Origin of the sequence: Bacteroides fragilis NCTC 9343 (assembly GCF_000025985.1) — a bacterium.
GTDB classification, from domain to species: domain Bacteria; phylum Bacteroidota; class Bacteroidia; order Bacteroidales; family Bacteroidaceae; genus Bacteroides; species Bacteroides fragilis.
The window spans coordinates 1,422,516-1,439,189 of sequence record NC_003228.3; the positions used below are offsets into that span (position 1 = coordinate 1,422,516).

Annotated in this window: 19 protein-coding genes; 10 read left to right on the forward strand and 9 right to left on the reverse strand. The window is 39.0% G+C overall.

The genetic code is table 11. The annotated features are described in order from the left end of the window. Positions 1 to 109: 109 nt before the first annotated feature. On the reverse strand, positions 110 to 496 hold the full coding sequence (locus BF9343_RS05400; RefSeq protein WP_005785761.1) for a PUR family DNA/RNA-binding protein: 387 nt from the start codon (positions 494 to 496) through the stop codon (positions 110 to 112). Between the two features lie 168 nt (positions 497 to 664). On the opposite strand from BF9343_RS05400, the gene nusB reads away from it, so the two are divergent. From nusB to BF9343_RS05430, 6 genes are all read left to right on the forward strand, one after another. Further along, positions 665 to 1,591, forward strand: a complete 927-nt coding sequence (nusB, locus tag BF9343_RS05405) for a transcription antitermination factor NusB (protein ID WP_008768080.1) — start codon at positions 665 to 667, stop codon at positions 1,589 to 1,591. Positions 1,592 to 1,637: 46 nt separating this feature from the next. Further along, entirely contained in the window at positions 1,638 to 1,964 is a 327-nt protein-coding gene (yajC, locus tag BF9343_RS05410; RefSeq protein ID WP_005775925.1) for a preprotein translocase subunit YajC, read from the forward strand. Between the two features lie 23 nt (positions 1,965 to 1,987). Then, entirely contained in the window at positions 1,988 to 3,001 is a 1,014-nt protein-coding gene (locus BF9343_RS05415) for a CdaR family protein (protein ID WP_005801064.1), read from the forward strand. Further along, positions 2,991 to 3,608 carry a dephospho-CoA kinase gene (gene coaE / locus BF9343_RS05420; RefSeq protein WP_010992356.1) on the forward strand — a complete coding sequence of 206 codons (618 nt, stop codon included), beginning with the start codon at positions 2,991 to 2,993 and terminating at the stop codon, positions 3,606 to 3,608. Before BF9343_RS05415 ends, coaE begins: the two co-directional genes overlap by 11 nt. Positions 3,609 to 3,625: 17 nt before the next feature. Continuing rightward, positions 3,626 to 4,042, forward strand: coding sequence for a DUF5606 family protein (locus BF9343_RS05425; protein ID WP_005785768.1), 417 nt, complete (start codon positions 3,626 to 3,628; stop codon positions 4,040 to 4,042). A gap of 516 nt (positions 4,043 to 4,558) precedes the next feature. Next, positions 4,559 to 4,768: a hypothetical protein gene (locus BF9343_RS05430; protein WP_005785770.1), complete on the forward strand. Its 210-nt coding sequence runs from the start codon at positions 4,559 to 4,561 to the stop codon at positions 4,766 to 4,768. Positions 4,769 to 4,843: 75 nt separating this feature from the next. Here the strand turns inward: BF9343_RS05430 and clpB are convergent, their stop codons facing one another. After that, positions 4,844 to 7,432 (reverse strand): ATP-dependent chaperone ClpB, encoded by a 2,589-nt coding sequence (gene clpB / locus BF9343_RS05435; protein ID WP_005795699.1) that lies wholly within the window; start codon positions 7,430 to 7,432, stop codon positions 4,844 to 4,846. A gap of 222 nt (positions 7,433 to 7,654) precedes the next feature. Here clpB and BF9343_RS05440 point away from each other — a divergent pair, with 222 nt between their 5' ends. The 3 genes from BF9343_RS05440 to BF9343_RS05450 all read left to right on the forward strand — a co-directional run bounded on the left by BF9343_RS05440 (position 7,655) and on the right by BF9343_RS05450 (position 10,229). Next, complete coding sequence (locus tag BF9343_RS05440; protein ID WP_005785774.1) at positions 7,655 to 8,236, forward strand: DUF6621 family protein; 582 nt, start codon at positions 7,655 to 7,657, stop codon at positions 8,234 to 8,236. 24 nt (positions 8,237 to 8,260) lie between these two features. Beyond that, complete coding sequence (locus BF9343_RS05445) at positions 8,261 to 9,157, forward strand: LysR family transcriptional regulator (protein WP_005785776.1); 897 nt, start codon at positions 8,261 to 8,263, stop codon at positions 9,155 to 9,157. Between the two features lie 79 nt (positions 9,158 to 9,236). After that, positions 9,237 to 10,229: a YeiH family protein gene (locus BF9343_RS05450; RefSeq protein WP_005785778.1), complete on the forward strand. Its 993-nt coding sequence runs from the start codon at positions 9,237 to 9,239 to the stop codon at positions 10,227 to 10,229. A gap of 84 nt (positions 10,230 to 10,313) precedes the next feature. On the opposite strand, the gene BF9343_RS05455 is transcribed toward BF9343_RS05450, so the two are convergent. From BF9343_RS05455 to BF9343_RS05465, 3 genes are read right to left on the reverse strand one after another with little or no spacing between them, the layout of a single operon-like run. Further along, positions 10,314 to 10,997 (reverse strand): DUF4252 domain-containing protein, encoded by a 684-nt coding sequence (locus tag BF9343_RS05455; protein ID WP_010992358.1) that lies wholly within the window; start codon positions 10,995 to 10,997, stop codon positions 10,314 to 10,316. A gap of 6 nt (positions 10,998 to 11,003) precedes the next feature. Further along, complete coding sequence (locus BF9343_RS05460; RefSeq protein WP_032567543.1) at positions 11,004 to 11,531, reverse strand: hypothetical protein; 528 nt, start codon at positions 11,529 to 11,531, stop codon at positions 11,004 to 11,006. Next, positions 11,512 to 12,027: an RNA polymerase sigma factor gene (locus BF9343_RS05465; protein ID WP_005785783.1), complete on the reverse strand. Its 516-nt coding sequence runs from the start codon at positions 12,025 to 12,027 to the stop codon at positions 11,512 to 11,514. Before BF9343_RS05465 ends, BF9343_RS05460 begins: the two co-directional genes overlap by 20 nt. An 84-nt stretch (positions 12,028 to 12,111) precedes the next feature. On the opposite strand from BF9343_RS05465, the gene BF9343_RS05470 reads away from it, so the two are divergent. Next, positions 12,112 to 12,393: a hypothetical protein gene (locus BF9343_RS05470; protein WP_010992360.1), complete on the forward strand. Its 282-nt coding sequence runs from the start codon at positions 12,112 to 12,114 to the stop codon at positions 12,391 to 12,393. 65 nt (positions 12,394 to 12,458) lie between these two features. Here BF9343_RS05470 and recA read toward each other — a convergent pair whose 3' ends face one another. The 4 genes from recA to BF9343_RS05490 form a co-directional block, all read right to left on the reverse strand. Further along, positions 12,459 to 13,502 (reverse strand): recombinase RecA, encoded by a 1,044-nt coding sequence (recA, locus tag BF9343_RS05475; RefSeq protein WP_010992361.1) that lies wholly within the window; start codon positions 13,500 to 13,502, stop codon positions 12,459 to 12,461. 10 nt (positions 13,503 to 13,512) lie between these two features. Next, positions 13,513 to 13,959, reverse strand: a complete 447-nt coding sequence (gene bcp / locus BF9343_RS05480; RefSeq protein ID WP_010992362.1) for a thioredoxin-dependent thiol peroxidase — start codon at positions 13,957 to 13,959, stop codon at positions 13,513 to 13,515. Between the two features lie 82 nt (positions 13,960 to 14,041). Further along, positions 14,042 to 15,235 (reverse strand): saccharopine dehydrogenase family protein, encoded by a 1,194-nt coding sequence (locus tag BF9343_RS05485; RefSeq protein ID WP_005785790.1) that lies wholly within the window; start codon positions 15,233 to 15,235, stop codon positions 14,042 to 14,044. A 94-nt stretch (positions 15,236 to 15,329) separates the two neighbouring features. Next, the gene (locus BF9343_RS05490; protein ID WP_010992363.1) at positions 15,330 to 16,580 is read right to left on the reverse strand and encodes a hypothetical protein; all 1,251 of its coding nucleotides are present in this window, start codon (positions 16,578 to 16,580) and stop codon (positions 15,330 to 15,332) included. Between the last annotated feature and the right edge of the window lie 94 nt (positions 16,581 to 16,674).

Here is a 16,674-nt window from a genome sequence, read left to right on the forward strand (position 1 = left end):
ATTTTGCTTGCTTAATTCACCATCACACGATGTGGTTATCACACGATGTGCAAAAAGCGGTGCAAAATTACACTTTCTTTCTGAAATATCAAAGAATTGATGCCTTTAATTATTCAAAATCAATGTCAATCTTGATTTCGCTATCCAAAACTGTAGTCTCCGGTTCACTTTCAGGTTCGACTTTTTCCTCCGATTCGGAATCTTCTGTATATTCTTGATTCTGATTGATGAAGTTGATAGCTTGTTCGAGTCCGGCCATGAATTTACCAAAATCCTCTTTATACAAGAAAATTTTGTGCTTTTCAAAGCTTACTTGAGAGTCATCTCCTTCGCCCATCACAACTTTCTTGCTTTCGGTAATGGCAAGAAACATTTCATCTTTGCGGTTCTTTTTAACGTCCAGGTAATATATACGTTTACCGGCCTTTATTGATTTTGAGAATACGATCTCTTTATCATTCATGTCTGTTCCTATTTTCTTTTTAAAATCTTCCATATTGTTAGGTCTGTTTATAATTGGCTTCAAAATTGGATATTTTTTTTAAACTGTCAAAAGAAAAAGGAAAGAGAATGAAATACTGCATTAAAAAATGTGATTTATTTGTGTAAACTCATTAAAAATGTCTACTTTTGCAATTCGTTAATAACAGTATTAATTAAGATTATGATTAACAGAGTTCTTATTCGTCTAAAGATCATACAGATAGTGTATGCTTACTATCAAAACGGCAGCAAAAATTTAGACTCAGCGGAGAAAGAGTTGTTCTTTAGCCTCTCAAAGGCTTATGATCTGTACAACTATTTGCTGATGCTTATGATTGCTTTGACGGAATATGCACAAAAACGCATCGACACAGCGAAAGCTAAACTAGCGCCGACTAAAGAAGAGTTGTATCCTAACATGAAGTTTGTGGAAAATAAATTTGTTGCACAACTCGAAGTGAATAAACAATTGAGCGAATTTATAGCTAATCAGAAAAGGACCTGGGCTAATGATCAGGACTTCATTAAAGAATTATACGAAAAGATTATTGCATCCGATATATACAAGGAGTATATGGCTTCTTCTGACAAATCTTATGAAGCAGATCGTGAATTATGGAGAAAACTCTATAAAACTTTCGTTTTTAATAATGATTCGTTAGATCAGGTGTTGGAAGATCAGAGTTTATATTGGAATGATGATAAGGAGATTGTCGATACATTTGTATTGAAGACCATTAAGCGTTTTGAAGAAAAACAGGGAGCTAACCAACCATTGTTACCCGAGTTCAAAGATGACGAAGACCAGGAGTTTGCACGCCGTTTGTTCCGTCGGGCCATTTTAAATGCCGACTATTACCGGCACTTGATCAGTGAAAATACAAAGAACTGGGATTTGGATCGTGTAGCTTTCATGGATGTAATTATTATGCAATGTGCATTAGCAGAAATTCTTAGTTTTCCGAACATTCCGGTCAGCGTTTCGTTAAATGAGTATGTAGAGATTGCTAAACTCTATAGTACAGTGAAAAGCGGTAGCTTTATCAATGGTACATTGGACGGAATAGTTAATCAATTAAAAAAAGAAGGTAAGTTGACAAAAAACTAATACCTTTGTCTAAATAGATTAAAAAACTAATAAAACTGATTATTTTATGAACCTATTAACTGTATTTTTTCAAGCTCCTGCTGCTGGCCCTGACGGTAGTTTGATGTGGATCATGCTGATAGCAATGTTTGTTATCATGTATTTCTTCATGATTCGTCCGCAGAACAAGAAGCAGAAAGAGATCGCTAATTTCCGCAAATCTCTCCAGGTTAACCAGAATGTGATTACTGCTGGTGGCATTCATGGTGTGATTAAGGAAATCAATGATGATTACATTGTTCTTGAAATCGCTTCTAATGTAAAAATTAAGATAGATAAGAACTCTATTTTTGCAGATGCTTCTGCTGCCAACAGTCAGTCTGCTACGAAATAAGGAACTAAAAATAAATAAAGCCTATGTTCGAACGTAGGAACATAAAGTATATTTATTTAAAATTATCAAGAAAGATTAAGGACTTTCTGCTTAGTGATAAGAGCAGAGAGTTCTTAATTTTTTTATTTTTCTTTTTTATTGCAGGTGGATTTTGGTTGCTTCAAACGTTAAACAATGATTATGAAGCAGAATTTTCTATTCCTGTCCGTCTGAAAGGAGTGCCCAATCATGTGGTTTTAACTTCTGAACCTCCTTCTGAACTCCGCATTAAAGTAAAAGATAAAGGAACGGTGTTGCTGAACTATATGTTGGGTAAAAGCTTTTTTCCCGTTAATATCGATTTTTCCGAGTCGAAAGTACCTGATAATCATGTGAAAATTTATGCGTCGGAACTTGAGAAAAAAATAGCAGGACAACTTAATGTATCGACCCGTTTGCTGTCTGTAAAGCCTGATACTCTGGAGTATATCTATTCTACCGGAAAGTCTAAACTAGTGCCTGTCAAATTGGAAGGTAAAGTCGTTGCAGGGCGCCAATATTATATTTCCGATACGATCTATTCTCCGGATTCTGTTTTGGTATATGCCCCTGTGGCTATATTGGATACAATAACGGCAGCTTATACGCAAAAAGTTAATTTTGAAAATGTAATGGATACATTGAAGCAGCGAATAGCGCTTGCCGGAGTAAAGGGGGCCAAATTTGTTCCCGGGGCTATTGATTTGACTTTACCCGTGGATATATATACGGAGAAAACAGTTGAAGTCTTATTACGTGGTATCAATTTTCCTGCAGATAAGGTGTTGAGGGCATTTCCATCTAAAGTTCAGGTTACGTTTCAAGTTGGATTAAGTCGTTTTCGCGAAGTTAACGCAAGTGACTTTGTTGTGAATGTTTCTTATGAAGAACTTTTGAAATTGGGTACTGATAAATATACTGTAAAATTGAAATCTCTTCCACGTGGAGTAAGTCATGTGCGAATCCATCCGGAACAGGTTGATTTTTTGATAGAACAACTCTCTTCTGATGGCAATTAAAATTGGAATAACCGGCGGAATCGGTAGTGGTAAAAGTGTCGTTTCACATTTACTTGAAGTGATGGGAGTTCCTGTCTATATCTCGGATGAAGAGTCAAAGAAAGTAGTGGCCACTGATCCTGTTATTCGTAAAGAGTTGTGTGATTTAGTAGGAGAGGAGGTTTTTTTTGGCGGCAAATTAAATAAGACTTTACTGGCCACATATCTTTTCGCTTCTTCGACGCATGCTTCTCAGGTTAATGGAATCATACATCCGAGGGTTAAGGAGCATTTCAGGCAATGGAGTTCACACAAAGATTGTCTGGATATAATAGGTATGGAATCGGCAATTCTGATAGAATCGGGCTTTGCGGATGAAGTTGATTGTATAGTGATGGTCTACGCGCCTTTGGAACTCAGGGTAGAACGTGCGGTGCGGCGTGACAATGCTTCATGCGAGCAGATTATGCAGCGTATCCGGAGCCAAATGAGTGATGAAGAAAAATGTGAGAGGGCTTCTTTCGTCATAATAAACGATGGTGAAAAGCCGTTGATACCACAGATTTTAGAGCTAATTGCTTTTCTATATCAAAAGATTCATTACCTTTGCTCCGCAAAAAATAACTAATATAAAAGTAATATACTATGTTAAAGACTATTTTGTCTATCTCCGGCAAACCGGGGTTGTATAAGCTTATTTCGCAGGGTAAAAATATGTTGATTGTAGAAACAATTGATGCAGCTAAGAAACGTTTCCCTGCTTATGGTAACGAAAAAATTATCTCTCTGGCAGATATAGCAATGTACACAAACGATTCAGAAGTGCCTTTACGTGACGTGTTGCGTTCAATAAAAGAAAAAGAAAATGCAGCTATCGCTTCTATAGATGTGAAGAAAGCTACTTCTGAGCAATTACGTGAATATTTGGCTGAGGTTTTGCCTGACTTTGATCGTGACAGAGTATATACCAATGATATCAAGAAATTGATTTTGTGGTATAATATCTTAGTCTCTAACGGAATTACAGACTTTGGTGAAGAGACTGCCGTTGAAGCAGAATAAATCTACCACACTTTTAGTTAAAAGCACAATGTCCTTTATTAAAGGGTATTGTGCTTTTATTTTTTTATTATATCTCTATAAACAAAAGTTTTTTTAAGCTGTTCTTGCAGGACTATATGAAATTTGCATAGAATATTTTAGAGAACTTATTTGTCGTATTCAGGGCTTTTTAATTATCTTTGTTGCAATCCGTCGGAACCTGAAGAGTCAGTGTTACGAGGAATATTACACAAAAAGAACAAAAGCGTTTTTAAGATATTATTCTGTACTTGAAATCTGGACAATTTCACTATTCAGGAATAATGTAACGAACGCTCATGCTCTGCTGTATATGCAAATATATAGTATCGAGCGTGGGTTGTTGTACATTATTTGAATAGTGGCAGTCCAGAGCCTCAGGTACGATAATTACAACGTTCCCACGCTTTTTTATATACGAAAGATTCTTTCGAGGGAACCGGGAGGGATAGAAGGAAGGAAAAGAGCATGAAAGCAGCAAGAAATAGCGGAATTTGTATGAAACTGGATGATTTTACCGGAGTTTTATCGTTAGAGCATCTGGATGTTAATACAATGGTATATCTGTATAGTGAGCAGGGTGAGTTAATAGGGAAAATTCACTCAACAAAATCTTCTGCTACTTTTACATTACCTCAAAAAGGTATGTATGTGCTTGTAATTCACTGTTTATCCTATCCGGTGGAAGTTAGGAGAGTCATTTATTGAACTTTAAAAAAAAGAAAAGCCGGTATACCATAAGGCATACCGGCAAATCGCTGTTGTTTATTACCTTTTAATTCTTTAGTTACGGAAAACTAATCCGTCTCCTTGTGCATCTACAATGATTGCTTTACTACGGTCTACTTCCTGTGCCAATAATTTTTTCGATAGATCGTTGAGTAAATATCTCTGAATAGCCCTTTTTACAGGACGTGCACCGAATTCCGGATCATAGCCGACCTGTGAGAGGAAATCCAAAGCCGCATCTGTCAGTTCTAGTTCTATTCCATTACCGGCAAGCATCTTTTGTACGCTCTTAATCTGTAACAAGACAATCTGTTTTATGTCTTTTTCTGTTAATGGCAGGAACATGATAGTCTCATCGATACGGTTTAGGAATTCCGGACGGATGGTTTTCTTTAACATGTTCATTACCTCTTTCTTGGTTTCTTCCACTACTTCCTCGTTGTTGGCGCCGTTCAGTTTTTCCATCTGGCTCTGTATGTAGCTGCTACCCATATTAGAGGTCATAATGATGATTGTATTTTTAAAGTTTACCACACGGCCTTTGTTATCTGTCAACCGTCCGTCATCGAGTACCTGCAACAAGATATTAAATACATCCGGATGTGCTTTCTCGATTTCATCAAACAATACTACAGAATAGGGTTTGCGACGGATCGCCTCTGTCAATTGTCCGCCTTCGTCATATCCTACATATCCCGGAGGCGCTCCAACTAAACGCGAAACGCTGTGCTTCTCCTGGTATTCGCTCATGTCGATACGGGTCATCATCGTTTCATCGTCAAACAGAAATTCGGCAAGCGCTTTGGCAAGTTCGGTTTTACCAACTCCTGTAGTGCCCAGGAAGATGAAGGAACCAATAGGTCGTTTGGGATCCTGTAAGCCTGCACGGCTGCGGCGTACAGCATCAGACACAGCTGCGATAGCCTCGTCTTGTCCGATAACACGCTGATGTAATTCTTCTTCAAGGTGGAGCAATTTGTCCTTTTCACTCTGCATCATTTTGCTTACAGGAATTCCGGTCCAGCGGGATACTACGTCAGCGATGTCTTCAGCATCCACCTCTTCTTTTATCATGGCTGTATCCCCTTGCATTTCGTGCAATTTTTTCTGGGTATCTTCAATTTCCTTATGCAGTTCCTGCAATTTGCCATAGCGAATCTCTGCAACTTTGCCATAGTTTCCCTCACGTTCTGCCTTGTCAGCTTCGAATTTAAGATTTTCTATTTCAACTTTGTTCTGCTGGATTATATCCATCAGGCTTTTCTCGCTTTGCCATTTTGCTTTATATGACTTTTCCTGTTCTTTCAATTCAGCCAATTCTTTGCCGATTGTCTGTAATTTCGGTTCATCATTTTCCCGTTTTATAGCTTCTCGCTCAATCTCCAGCTGTTTAATCTTTCGTGAGATTTCATCTAATCCTTCAGGGACAGAATCCACCTCCATGCGAAGTTTTGCGGCAGCTTCGTCCATCAGGTCAATTGCTTTATCGGGTAAAAAACGGTCAGTGATGTACCGGCTGCTTAATTCTACGGCAGCAATGATTGCATCATCTTTGATACGTACGTGATGGTGATTTTCATACCGTTCTTTTAATCCACGTAAGATAGATATTGTGCTCAGATTGTCTGGTTCATCTACCTGTACTATTTGGAAACGACGTTCCAAAGCTTTATCTTTTTCAAAATATTTCTGATATTCGTCGAGAGTGGTAGCACCGATAGAGCGTAGTTCTCCACGGGCAAGTGCAGGTTTCAGAATATTAGCTGCGTCCATAGCACCTTCTCCTTTTCCTGCCCCTACCAAAGTATGGATTTCATCAATGAATAATATGATATTACCTTCTGATTTCTTCACCTCATTCACTACCGATTTCAGTCGTTCCTCAAATTCTCCTTTATATTTAGCTCCTGCAACGAGTGCGCCCATATCAAGTGAGTATACCTGTTTATTTTTCAGGTTTTCAGGAACATCACCCCGAAGAATACGGTGTGCCAATCCCTCAACAATAGCTGTTTTACCGGTACCCGGTTCACCTATTAGTATAGGATTGTTTTTTGTACGTCGACTTAAAATCTGAAGTACCCGTCGGATTTCTTCATCACGTCCGATCACAGGGTCGAGTTTACCGCTACGGGCTGCTTCATTTAAGTTAATGGCATATTTTTCCAGTGACTGGTAATTATCTTCACTGGACTGAGAGGTCACCTTTTCTCCTTTTCTCAATTCACTGATGGCACCACGCAATTCTTTTTCGGTCATTCCTGCATCTTTCAGGATGGTAGATACCGTGCTCTTTACTGTCAGTAAAGCCAGCAAAAGATGTTCCAATGAAACAAACTCATCGCCCATCTCCTTGGAGTACTGCGTTGCTTTTTGAAAGACTTCGTTCGCTTCCCTACTCAAGTAAGGTTCTCCGCCGGAAACTTTTGGGAAAGAGTCGATCTGCTTATCGAGTACGAGGGAGATTTGTTGTCCGTTCAGTCCTAACTTCTGAAAGATAAAGTTAGTCACATTTTCGCCTACCTTCATCACTCCATACAGGATATGAGCCGTTTCGATGGCTTGTTGCCCCCGACTTTGTGCCAGGTTAATAGCCTCTTGTACAGCTTCCTGAGATTTAATGGTAAAATTGTTAAAGTTCATATCGTTTGTTCTCCTTTCTTATTCTTGTTTTCAATAACACTATTAGAGGCGCAAAAGATTTGCCATGGGGTAAAAACTGACTTTTTTTCAGCTTTTTAAGAAAAATAAAAGTCAAAATGTCATATATTTTCTTTTGTAGAGGAAATTGTGTCCGAATGTAAGAGCATTTTAGAAGTATGTTGTATCTTTATGCCCTCAATATAATTATTAAGGAATTACGATATGGACGAAAAAATAAAGTTTCCTTCGAATGTGGTACTGATTGATGCAGCGTTTCTGAATCTAGTTGTGACGGATCTGAAGAAGTACTTTGAGAAAACCTTGATGCGTGAACTGCAAGAGATTGATCTCTCGGAACTGGTAACTTATATAGTACTTGATGCAGGTATGGCAGTAGGCGATAATCAAATTCAAATATTAATGGTATATGATAAAGATTCGGCTCAGTTGTCTAATTGCCGACCTTCCGATTTATCGGCAGAATTGAATGGGGTGGCATTTAAGAGTCAGTTCGGAGAATTTTCTTTTGCCAGTGTACCTTGTGAGGAAATGGTATCTCGTGAAGAATTATATTTGGATCTGCTGAGTATCGTTTTAGATTCTGCCGATGTGGAACGGCTGATTTTGGTTTCTTTCAATGAAGAATATGGTGATAAGGTAATGGAACGGTTAAAAGGTGTCAAGAATAAGGAAACCATTCAGTTCCGTATGAATGAACCGGAGGAGAGTATTGAAGGATATCAATGGGAAATGTTGGCATATCCCGTGATGCAAGCATTGGGAATCAGGGGAGAAGAGTTGTAATATTGACAATAAGCCTTTATATTTATGTCTGATTTTCGTCTGAAAGTATTTTTAAGCGTTGCTAAGAACCTCAGTTTCACTAAGGCTTCACAAGAGCTGTTTGTCAGTCAGCCTGCCATAACTAAACATATTCAGGAATTAGAGACTTGTTATCAGGTTCGGTTATTCGATCGGCAGGGAAATAAGATTTCTTTGACAGAAGCGGGTAAGCTTTTGCAGGAGCATAGTGAAAAGATATTGGAGGACTATAAGCGGTTGGAATACGAAATGCATTTGCTGCATAACGAATATATAGGCGATTTGAAATTGGGTGCCAGTACTACCATTTCTCAATATGTGCTTCCTCCTTTGCTTGCTAATTTTATAGCCAAGTTCCCTCAAGTAAATCTTTCATTATTGAATGGGAATTCCAGAGAGATAGAGGCTGCTTTGCAGGAGCATCGCATTGATTTAGGGCTGGTAGAGGGCATTTGTCGCTTGCCCAATCTTAGATATACTACATTTTTACAGGATGAATTAGTGGCAGTTGTTCATACAGGTAGCAAGCTTTCATTGCCTGATGAGATAACTCCGGAGGATCTATCCAGAATTCCGCTTGTACTCAGGGAGAGAGGTTCGGGCACACTGGATGTTTTTGAGAGAGCTTTGTCCGAACATAATATGAAATTATCATCCTTGAATGTACTTTTATATTTAGGCAGTACAGAGAGTATCAAGTTGTTTTTAGAACATACAGATTGTATCGGAATTGTTTCTATCCGTTCTATCAGTCGTGAATTACTTTCAGGTACTTTTCGTGTTATTGAGATTAAAGGTATGCCAATGCTACGTGAGTTCTGTTTTGCACAACCGCAAGGACAGGAGAGTGGGTTATCACAAGTTTTGATGCAGTTTGCTATGCATCATAACAAAAAGTTATAGAGTATAATTAGATGCAATTGGCATATACCGACAAGTAGCCGTATCTTTGCACCCGAAAAATAAATAAAGATAATAAGATATGGTATCAGCTATTACGAAAACGTTGAGGACAAACAACAAAACGGTCTATGTTTCTTTGCTTTCTATTTTGACTTTCTTTTTAATGTTGGATTATATTCCCGGTTTGCAAGCATTTTCTACATGGGTTACTCCGCCATTGGCTCTTTTTCTAGGATTAGCTTTTGCGTTGACTTGTGGACAGGCCCATCCGAAATTTAACAAAAAGACATCTAAATATCTATTACAATATTCTGTTGTAGGATTAGGGTTTGGTATGAATTTACATTCAGCTCTTGCTTCCGGTAAAGAAGGAATGGAGTTTACGATTGTTTCAGTAATTGGCACTCTGATTTTAGGATGGTTCATTGGGCGTAAGTTTTTAAAGGTAGATCGTAACACCTCTTATCTCATCAGTTCAGGAACTGCTATCTGTGGTGGTAGCGCTATTGCTGCTGTAGGGCCTGTAGTAAAGGCTAATGATAGTGAAATGTCTGTGGCATTGGCGACTATATTTATATTGAATGCTCTTGCGCTTTTTATATTTCCGGTGATCGGACACGCTTTAAATATGAGTCAGCATGAATTTGGAACATGGGCCGCAATTGCCATTCATGATACAAGCTCTGTGGTGGGGGCCGGTGCAGCATACGGTGAAGAAGCTTTGAAAGTTGCTACTACCATCAAATTGACACGTGCTCTTTGGATTATTCCGATGGCATTTGCTACTTCGTTCATATTTAAGAGCAAAGGGCAGAAGATTAGTATTCCTTGGTTTATCTTCTTCTTTGTATTGGCTATGATTGTGAATACTTATTTGTTGGGTAGTGTACCTGAATTGGGGGCCGCTATCAATGGGTTGGCTCGCAAAACATTGACTATCACTATGTTCTTTATTGGAGCTTCTCTCTCATTGGATGTTGTGAAGTCCGTAGGCATCAAACCTTTGATACAAGGAGTGCTTCTGTGGGTAGTGATCAGTTTGAGCACTCTGGCCTATATTTATTGGTTCTAATTTCAGGATAAATAGTTATTATACAATAAGGTACGATGTATTTGGGCATCGTACCTTATTGTATAATAACTATTTTATGATTTTCTACTTTATATTCATGTTTTTGAGCCCTTGGTCAATTCTTTTTAATTTGTCGTTTAAGGTACTTAGTTCTTCTTTATAATTCGTATCTATCGAATTTAAATTATAGGTTCCGCTTAACTCTGCCATGTCTTTTTGATTGTCCGAATTTCCTTTTTTAAAGTAAGTAACCGGTTTATTATTTGCATAAAACAGATCTCCTGATATTATAAAGTTTTGACTGGTGCTTTGGTATAACATTAACTTCTTGATATCATCCGTAGTCATGTCCCCTTCCATATATACAAATTTTAGAGAAGATGCTCCGTTCATTACCATAATCAGTTCTTTCACTTTACTTCCTTTGCGATTTACATAAACTTCCGAACCGGAAACCGTACTTTTTTGTTTCATCAATAATTCGTATTTGGATGATTGCACCAATGAACGGATATCTTTGGCCATTTCTTCACGTACCTTATTATCATGTGTAGAGAGCACTTGGACAGAGTTCAAATGTTCTGCTACTTTACCTATATAAAGGTCCTTCATAAATAGATTCGGATTTAATTCCATCATTGCTTTAGAGATATAAACAGAGGATACCCCTTTCATGTCATTGTACTTGTTGAATAAGTTTTTTTGTGCCTGGCAAAGCAGAGGTGACAATAGCAGTACGCATGCCAAAATAAATTTCATTGTTTTCATAATTGTTTATTTTTTAATTTCATTTCTTACTTCTTGATGTATTTTTCTCATATCTATCTGGCTTTCTTTCACCTCATTGAGTCCATAGTTGAGGTTGGTAGAAATCTCCAGTAAAGTTGCCTGTAACATCCGGTAGGCTTCTTCCGGATCGGAGAATGTATCTTGTGGGGTGGGTGGGCACACATTTTTGCTTAAATTGTCAATCCCGTATCCAATGCCTATAAGCAATAATATGGTAGCTGCAACCCCTCCAATCCAGCGCCAGCTGTTTTTGGAGTTATTGGGGCGGAAAAAGTGTTGTTCTTTCTCGGCCATTTCGTCAATCAGCAGATTTAGTTTGTCTTCCAGATGTGCAGGAACTTCTATATCTTGGTCGGCATCTGGGCAAAGATTGAGAAAAATTTCTTTGTCCTTCAGCAGATGTCCGGGCACTTCCGTTGTTCTGAAATAATTTCTCAGCACCTCTTCTTGGCTCTCGGTAGTGGTCCCCTCATAAAATTCGGCGAGCAGCCTTTCAATTTCTTCGACTTTCATAATTATTCCATTTATTAAATTCTTCACGTATCTTTTTTCTTGCCCGTGACAGTAGCACACGGACGTTTATAGAGTTTAATCCAGTGACTTGTTCTATCTCTTCGTATGAACAACCTTTAATATCGCGCATATTTATGATTCGTTGCTGTTGTTCGGGTAAGTGGGCAATAATATCTTTTATTTGTCGTACCCCTTCACGTGCTTCCAGATTGTCCGGTTGAAAAACATCTTGGGCGGCTGATAGCTCCACGCTTTGTCGGGACAGAACATACTTTCCTGAACGAAGCAAATCAAAACACATATTTTTTACTAAAGTGACACTGAATGCTTCAGGATTGCTGATAACCGACAGTCCTTCCCGTTTATCCCACAACTTCAGATAGGCTTCTTGCACTAAGTCTTCCGCATCAGCAGCATTCTCCAATAGCCGATAGGCCACGCAGTACAGCTTGCGATGATAGGGTAGAAACTCTCTTTTAAAACTTTCGGTATCCATGTGTTCGTTCTTGTCAATGTTTATATCCTTAAGACGTAACGGGAGGAATTTTGTTACAAAGAAAGCGAAAAAAGAATAAGTAAGATGAAGATCTTTGGCGAAAAAGATGTACTTTTAATGACTGAATTAAAAATAGATACTATGAGTCAAAATGAAACAACAAAATTGGACATTATTGTAGAAGTATTAGGTGAGAGAGAGCCGGAGATACGACGTTTGGTTATCTTGGACGACCGGTTAAGGATGTTTGCCGAATCTAACGATGAAAATGGTCCGGGCATACCTATCGAGTTGGTAGCGGAGTGGGCTATGCTGCTGAATAAATATTATTCGTTGGCATTGGAAAAACGGAATATGATGAATTAAGATATATAATAAACGATCGGCGGTTGTCCGATAGAACACTGCCGATCGTTGTTTATTGATTACACTTACTTGTGCTCTTTCAACTTTTCAAAGATCAGTCCTTCCAGTTCTTCAGCAAGTTCTGGATTGTCGGCGATACATTGTTTTGCTGCATCGCGACCTTGGCCCAATTTTGTGTCGTTGTAGCTATACCATGAACCGCTTTTCTTGATAATTCCCAAATCCGCTCCCAGGTCAATGATTTCTCCCGAATGTGATATGCCTTCACCAAACATAATATCGAATTCTGCCTTGCGGAAAGGAGGAGCTACCTTATTTTTCACAACTTTGACTTTCGTCTGCTTACCAATCACTTCTTCACCGTCTTTGATCTGCTGTGAACCGCGGATATCCAAACGTACGGAAGCATAGAATTTTAATGCATTACCACCGGTTGTTGTTTCCGGATTACCGAACATTACACCGATTTTCTCACGCAACTGGTTGATGAAGATACAGGTTGTACGAGTCTTGCTTACAGCTGATGTTAACTTACGTAATGCCTGTGACATTAGGCGGGCTTGCAAGCCCACTTTGTTGTCACCCATATCCCCTTCAATTTCAGCTTTCGGAGTCAAGGCGGCTACAGAGTCCACTACGATGATGTCAATAGCTGAAGAGCGTATCAATTGTTCTGCAATTTCCAACGCCTGTTCTCCGTTATCGGGTTGCGAGATGAACAGGTTATCCACATCTACTCCCAGTTTAGCCGCATAGAAGCGGTCAAAAGCATGTTCCGCATCAATGAAAGCGGCAATTCCACCGGCTTTTTGTGCTTCTGCAATGGCGTGGATGGCCAGTGTCGTTTTACCGGATGATTCCGGACCATAAATTTCAATGATTCTTCCACGGGGATAACCGCCTACGCCTAATGCAGCATTCAGTGCTATCGAACCTGTTGGAATTACTTCTACTTGTTCTACCACTTCTTCACCCATTTTCATGATAGAACCTTTACCGAAGCTTTTCTCTATCTTGTCCATGGCAGCCTGTAAGGCTTTTAATTTTTCGCTTGATGCCATTTTATTATTATCTGTTTCAAAGTTTAATTCGTCTTCTTTCTTTGCCATAATGATCGATTTATAAAATTTGTGAAGCGTGTTCTTTGGCCTTTACTTCTTTGGGTCCGATGATCCGTTCGATAACTCCCTCTTCATTGATAAGGAAAGTTGTACGTAAAGTACCCATATAAGCACGGCCATATAGCTTTTTTTCTCCCCATACTCCAAATTGCTCTACCAATTTTTTATCAGTATCGGCAATCAGGGTGAATGGCAGATTGTTTTTCTCAATAAATTTCTGGTGTGACTTTTCATTGTCTACACTTACACCGATCACTTCATATCCGGCTTTACGTAGCTCTGCGTAATTATCCCGAAGGCTACAAGCTTGGGCCGTACAGCCGGAAGTGTTATCTTTAGGGTAGAAATAAAGGACGATTTTTCTTCCTTTATAGTTGTTGAGGCGTACCTCTTCACCCTTTTCATTGATACCCAGCAGTTCTGGGGCTTTATCTCCTACATTCATTTTTGATGATTCTTCCAATAATAAATATGCCGATTGACTTACTTAGGGTTAGGCATAGCCAATAGGCATATTGTTATGTTGATTACAGTTCCAAATTTCCATCGAATACTTCGTGCCAAGGCAAGCCTTGTTTATTCAATTGTTCCATAAACGGATCCGGATTAAACTCTTCCACGTTGTTTACACCCGGACGTTTCCATTCGCCTTTAAAGAACATCATGGCACCGATCATAGCCGGTACGCCTGTGGTATAACTTACTCCTTGCATACCTGTTTCTTTATATGCCTCTTCGTGACTACAGTTATTATATACATAGTAAGTGCGTTCTTTGCCATCTTTCAGACCACGAATGCGGCAACCGATAGAAGTTTCACCTTCGTAATTTTCACCCAAATCCTGAGGATTAGGTAACACGGCTTTCAGGAATTGCAGCGGAACGATCTTTTGTCCATTGTAATCTATTTCGTCAATACGCGCCATTCCGATATTCTGAATCACACGCAAATGAGTCAGATATTCCTGACCGAATGTCATCCAGAAACGTGCTCGTTTGATGGTCGGGAAGTTTTTGACTAATGATTCCAATTCTTCGTGATACAACAGATATGAATCACGGGGACCGATGTTTGGATATGTCAGATCTTTATGAATTTCCAGTGGACCTGTGGTCACCCATTGGCCATTTTCATAATAACGTCCGTTCTGGGTGATCTCGCGGATATTGATTTCCGGATTGAAGTTTGTTGCAAAAGCTTTATGATGATTTCCGGCATTGCAGTCTACTATATCCAGATATTGAATCTCATCAAAATAATGTTTGGCGGCATATGCCGTATAAATACCACTTACTCCCGGATCGAATCCACAACCTAAAATGGCGGTGAGGCCGGCTTCTTTGAAACGTTCATGATAGGCCCATTGCCAACTGTACTCAAAGTGAGCTTCATCTTTAGGCTCATAATTAGCGGTATCCAGGTAGTTGACTCCTGCTTTCAGGCAGGCTTCCATGATGGTCAGGTCCTGATAAGGCAATGCAACGTTAATGACCATTTCCGGTTTAAAATCGTTGAAGAGTGCTACCAGTTCGTCCACATTATCAGCATCCACTTGGGCTGTTTTTATGTTGGGATTGCCGATGGCTTTCACGATGTCGTCACATTTTGACTTCGTGCGGCTGGCGATCATGATATCAGTAAATACATCGGCATTTTGTGCCACTTTGTGTGCTACAACGGTACCTACACCGCCTGCACCGATAATAAGAACTCTACCCATTTCTTTAATTAAGAATTTTAAATTAAGAATTTAAGAATTGTTGATGGAACAAATATACGGCATTATTTCAGAATATTCGACGATTTAAGTTTCTTTATTTAGCCCGGAGCAAGATGCCATTTTCAAATTCCAATATCTTTCCTCTATATAACCAGGTTTCAAAGCGGGTGTCTGTCCGAACTCTGATTTCTATCGGTTCTCCTATTGCTAATTTGCATTCTTCGGTTGTCATGCCCGGTTTTACTTCTCCTTTGGCAAGCATAAGCCAGTTGGATTCACTAATGTTTGGATATTTCTTTCGTATGTCGGAGAATCCGAAAAGGTCCTCTATGAAATCTTCATTTTTAAGGATCGGATCATATTTCAAATCTACTTTGACTTGATATGTGTTTCCTTGAATATCTGTCAGAAGGAGTGTAGCTGATGTTCCTGCCTTTTCAGGTTGTACATCTTTGATATGTAATGGGGTATAACGTAATAACTCTGTTTGCTTGACCCGAATTGTCTTTTGAGGATAAACAGACTGTCCGATGTATTTGGACTGGATAGACTCTCTGGTTTTGACATCCGGATTGGTGAAAGAAAATGCATTTGGAAAATAGTTTATTCTTTTCTCCGCTTGAAAATCTGCAGGTTCCATACCGGAGTTGGTCCTGGACATGGCTACATCAATATAATAAGAAACTCCCTTGCGGTCAATAAAAGTGATTTTTACCGGGAAGGACTTGTTACCGACATCTATTGTTGTAATTTTGACAGGTTCACCTTTCGCGATATTGACTTCTCTATATTCTGAATAGCTGTTGGCATCGTCTGTTTTTGCTATGGTAGTACGCGTATAGAGCGTTTTCCCAATTAATAATTCCTTGGCCTTGTTTACATCTTGCAGATAGACGAGGGCAGGGATGCTGGCATACGGATTTTGATCACACAAATCGTTCAGTTTGACATCTTTCATCTCATAATAGTATTTATGATCTTCACACTGGAATATGAATCGGGAAGTATAAATCTTGCCGATATACGTTTCATGTACAGTTTCTTCCGAACCGGTATATTCCAGCGTTTTACTTTTGAGCAAATCGTTGTCGACTTCTTTCCCATCTTCATATTTGCATAATATGGGGACGAATTCATCACTACTATCGGGGATGAACATAAACTTCATTCCGGGTGTCCATTTACATAACTGCTTTAAGGGGAAATGTGTTGTTATGAAATCCGTTTCTTCATCGGGTGATAGGGAGCCGGGGGAGGAGGAACTTGCAAAATGGCTGTTTTGTGCAAGTAATGTTCTGGTGGCTATCAAAAGAAGGAGTAATAAGGTTCTGAGGCGTCTTTTCATGATTATATTTTGTTAAATTGAACTATTCGTTTGTTTGTTCTGTTTATCTTAATTCGGCAAATGTATCAACTTTATGTTATTTTTTTATATATTT

What these genes read in the sequence shown, in the direction of transcription:
- BF9343_RS05485 (WP_005785790.1), bottom strand. Translation starts at nt 15,235, where the DNA reads ATGGGTAGAGTTCTTATTATCGGTGCAGGCGGTGTAGGTACCGTTGTA.
- BF9343_RS05490 (WP_010992363.1), bottom strand. Translation starts at nt 16,580, where the DNA reads ATGAAAAGACGCCTCAGAACCTTATTACTCCTTCTTTTGATAGCCACC.
- bcp (WP_010992362.1), bottom strand. Translation starts at nt 13,959, where the DNA reads ATGAATGTAGGAGATAAAGCCCCAGAACTGCTGGGTATCAATGAAAAG.
- BF9343_RS05450 (WP_005785778.1), top strand. Translation starts at nt 9,237, where the DNA reads ATGGTATCAGCTATTACGAAAACGTTGAGGACAAACAACAAAACGGTC.
- BF9343_RS05445 (WP_005785776.1), top strand. Translation starts at nt 8,261, where the DNA reads ATGTCTGATTTTCGTCTGAAAGTATTTTTAAGCGTTGCTAAGAACCTC.
- BF9343_RS05465 (WP_005785783.1), bottom strand. Translation starts at nt 12,027, where the DNA reads ATGGATACCGAAAGTTTTAAAAGAGAGTTTCTACCCTATCATCGCAAG.
- nusB (WP_008768080.1), top strand. Translation starts at nt 665, where the DNA reads ATGATTAACAGAGTTCTTATTCGTCTAAAGATCATACAGATAGTGTAT.
- BF9343_RS05440 (WP_005785774.1), top strand. Translation starts at nt 7,655, where the DNA reads ATGGACGAAAAAATAAAGTTTCCTTCGAATGTGGTACTGATTGATGCA.
- BF9343_RS05425 (WP_005785768.1), top strand. Translation starts at nt 3,626, where the DNA reads ATGTTAAAGACTATTTTGTCTATCTCCGGCAAACCGGGGTTGTATAAG.
- BF9343_RS05470 (WP_010992360.1), top strand. Translation starts at nt 12,112, where the DNA reads ATGAAGATCTTTGGCGAAAAAGATGTACTTTTAATGACTGAATTAAAA.
- BF9343_RS05430 (WP_005785770.1), top strand. Translation starts at nt 4,559, where the DNA reads ATGAAACTGGATGATTTTACCGGAGTTTTATCGTTAGAGCATCTGGAT.
- BF9343_RS05460 (WP_032567543.1), bottom strand. Translation starts at nt 11,531, where the DNA reads ATGAAAGTCGAAGAAATTGAAAGGCTGCTCGCCGAATTTTATGAGGGG.
- coaE (WP_010992356.1), top strand. Translation starts at nt 2,991, where the DNA reads ATGGCAATTAAAATTGGAATAACCGGCGGAATCGGTAGTGGTAAAAGT.
- BF9343_RS05400 (WP_005785761.1), bottom strand. Translation starts at nt 496, where the DNA reads ATGGAAGATTTTAAAAAGAAAATAGGAACAGACATGAATGATAAAGAG.
- BF9343_RS05415 (WP_005801064.1), top strand. Translation starts at nt 1,988, where the DNA reads ATGTTCGAACGTAGGAACATAAAGTATATTTATTTAAAATTATCAAGA.
- clpB (WP_005795699.1), bottom strand. Translation starts at nt 7,432, where the DNA reads ATGAACTTTAACAATTTTACCATTAAATCTCAGGAAGCTGTACAAGAG.
- recA (WP_010992361.1), bottom strand. Translation starts at nt 13,502, where the DNA reads ATGGCAAAGAAAGAAGACGAATTAAACTTTGAAACAGATAATAATAAA.
- yajC (WP_005775925.1), top strand. Translation starts at nt 1,638, where the DNA reads ATGAACCTATTAACTGTATTTTTTCAAGCTCCTGCTGCTGGCCCTGAC.
- BF9343_RS05455 (WP_010992358.1), bottom strand. Translation starts at nt 10,997, where the DNA reads ATGAAAACAATGAAATTTATTTTGGCATGCGTACTGCTATTGTCACCT.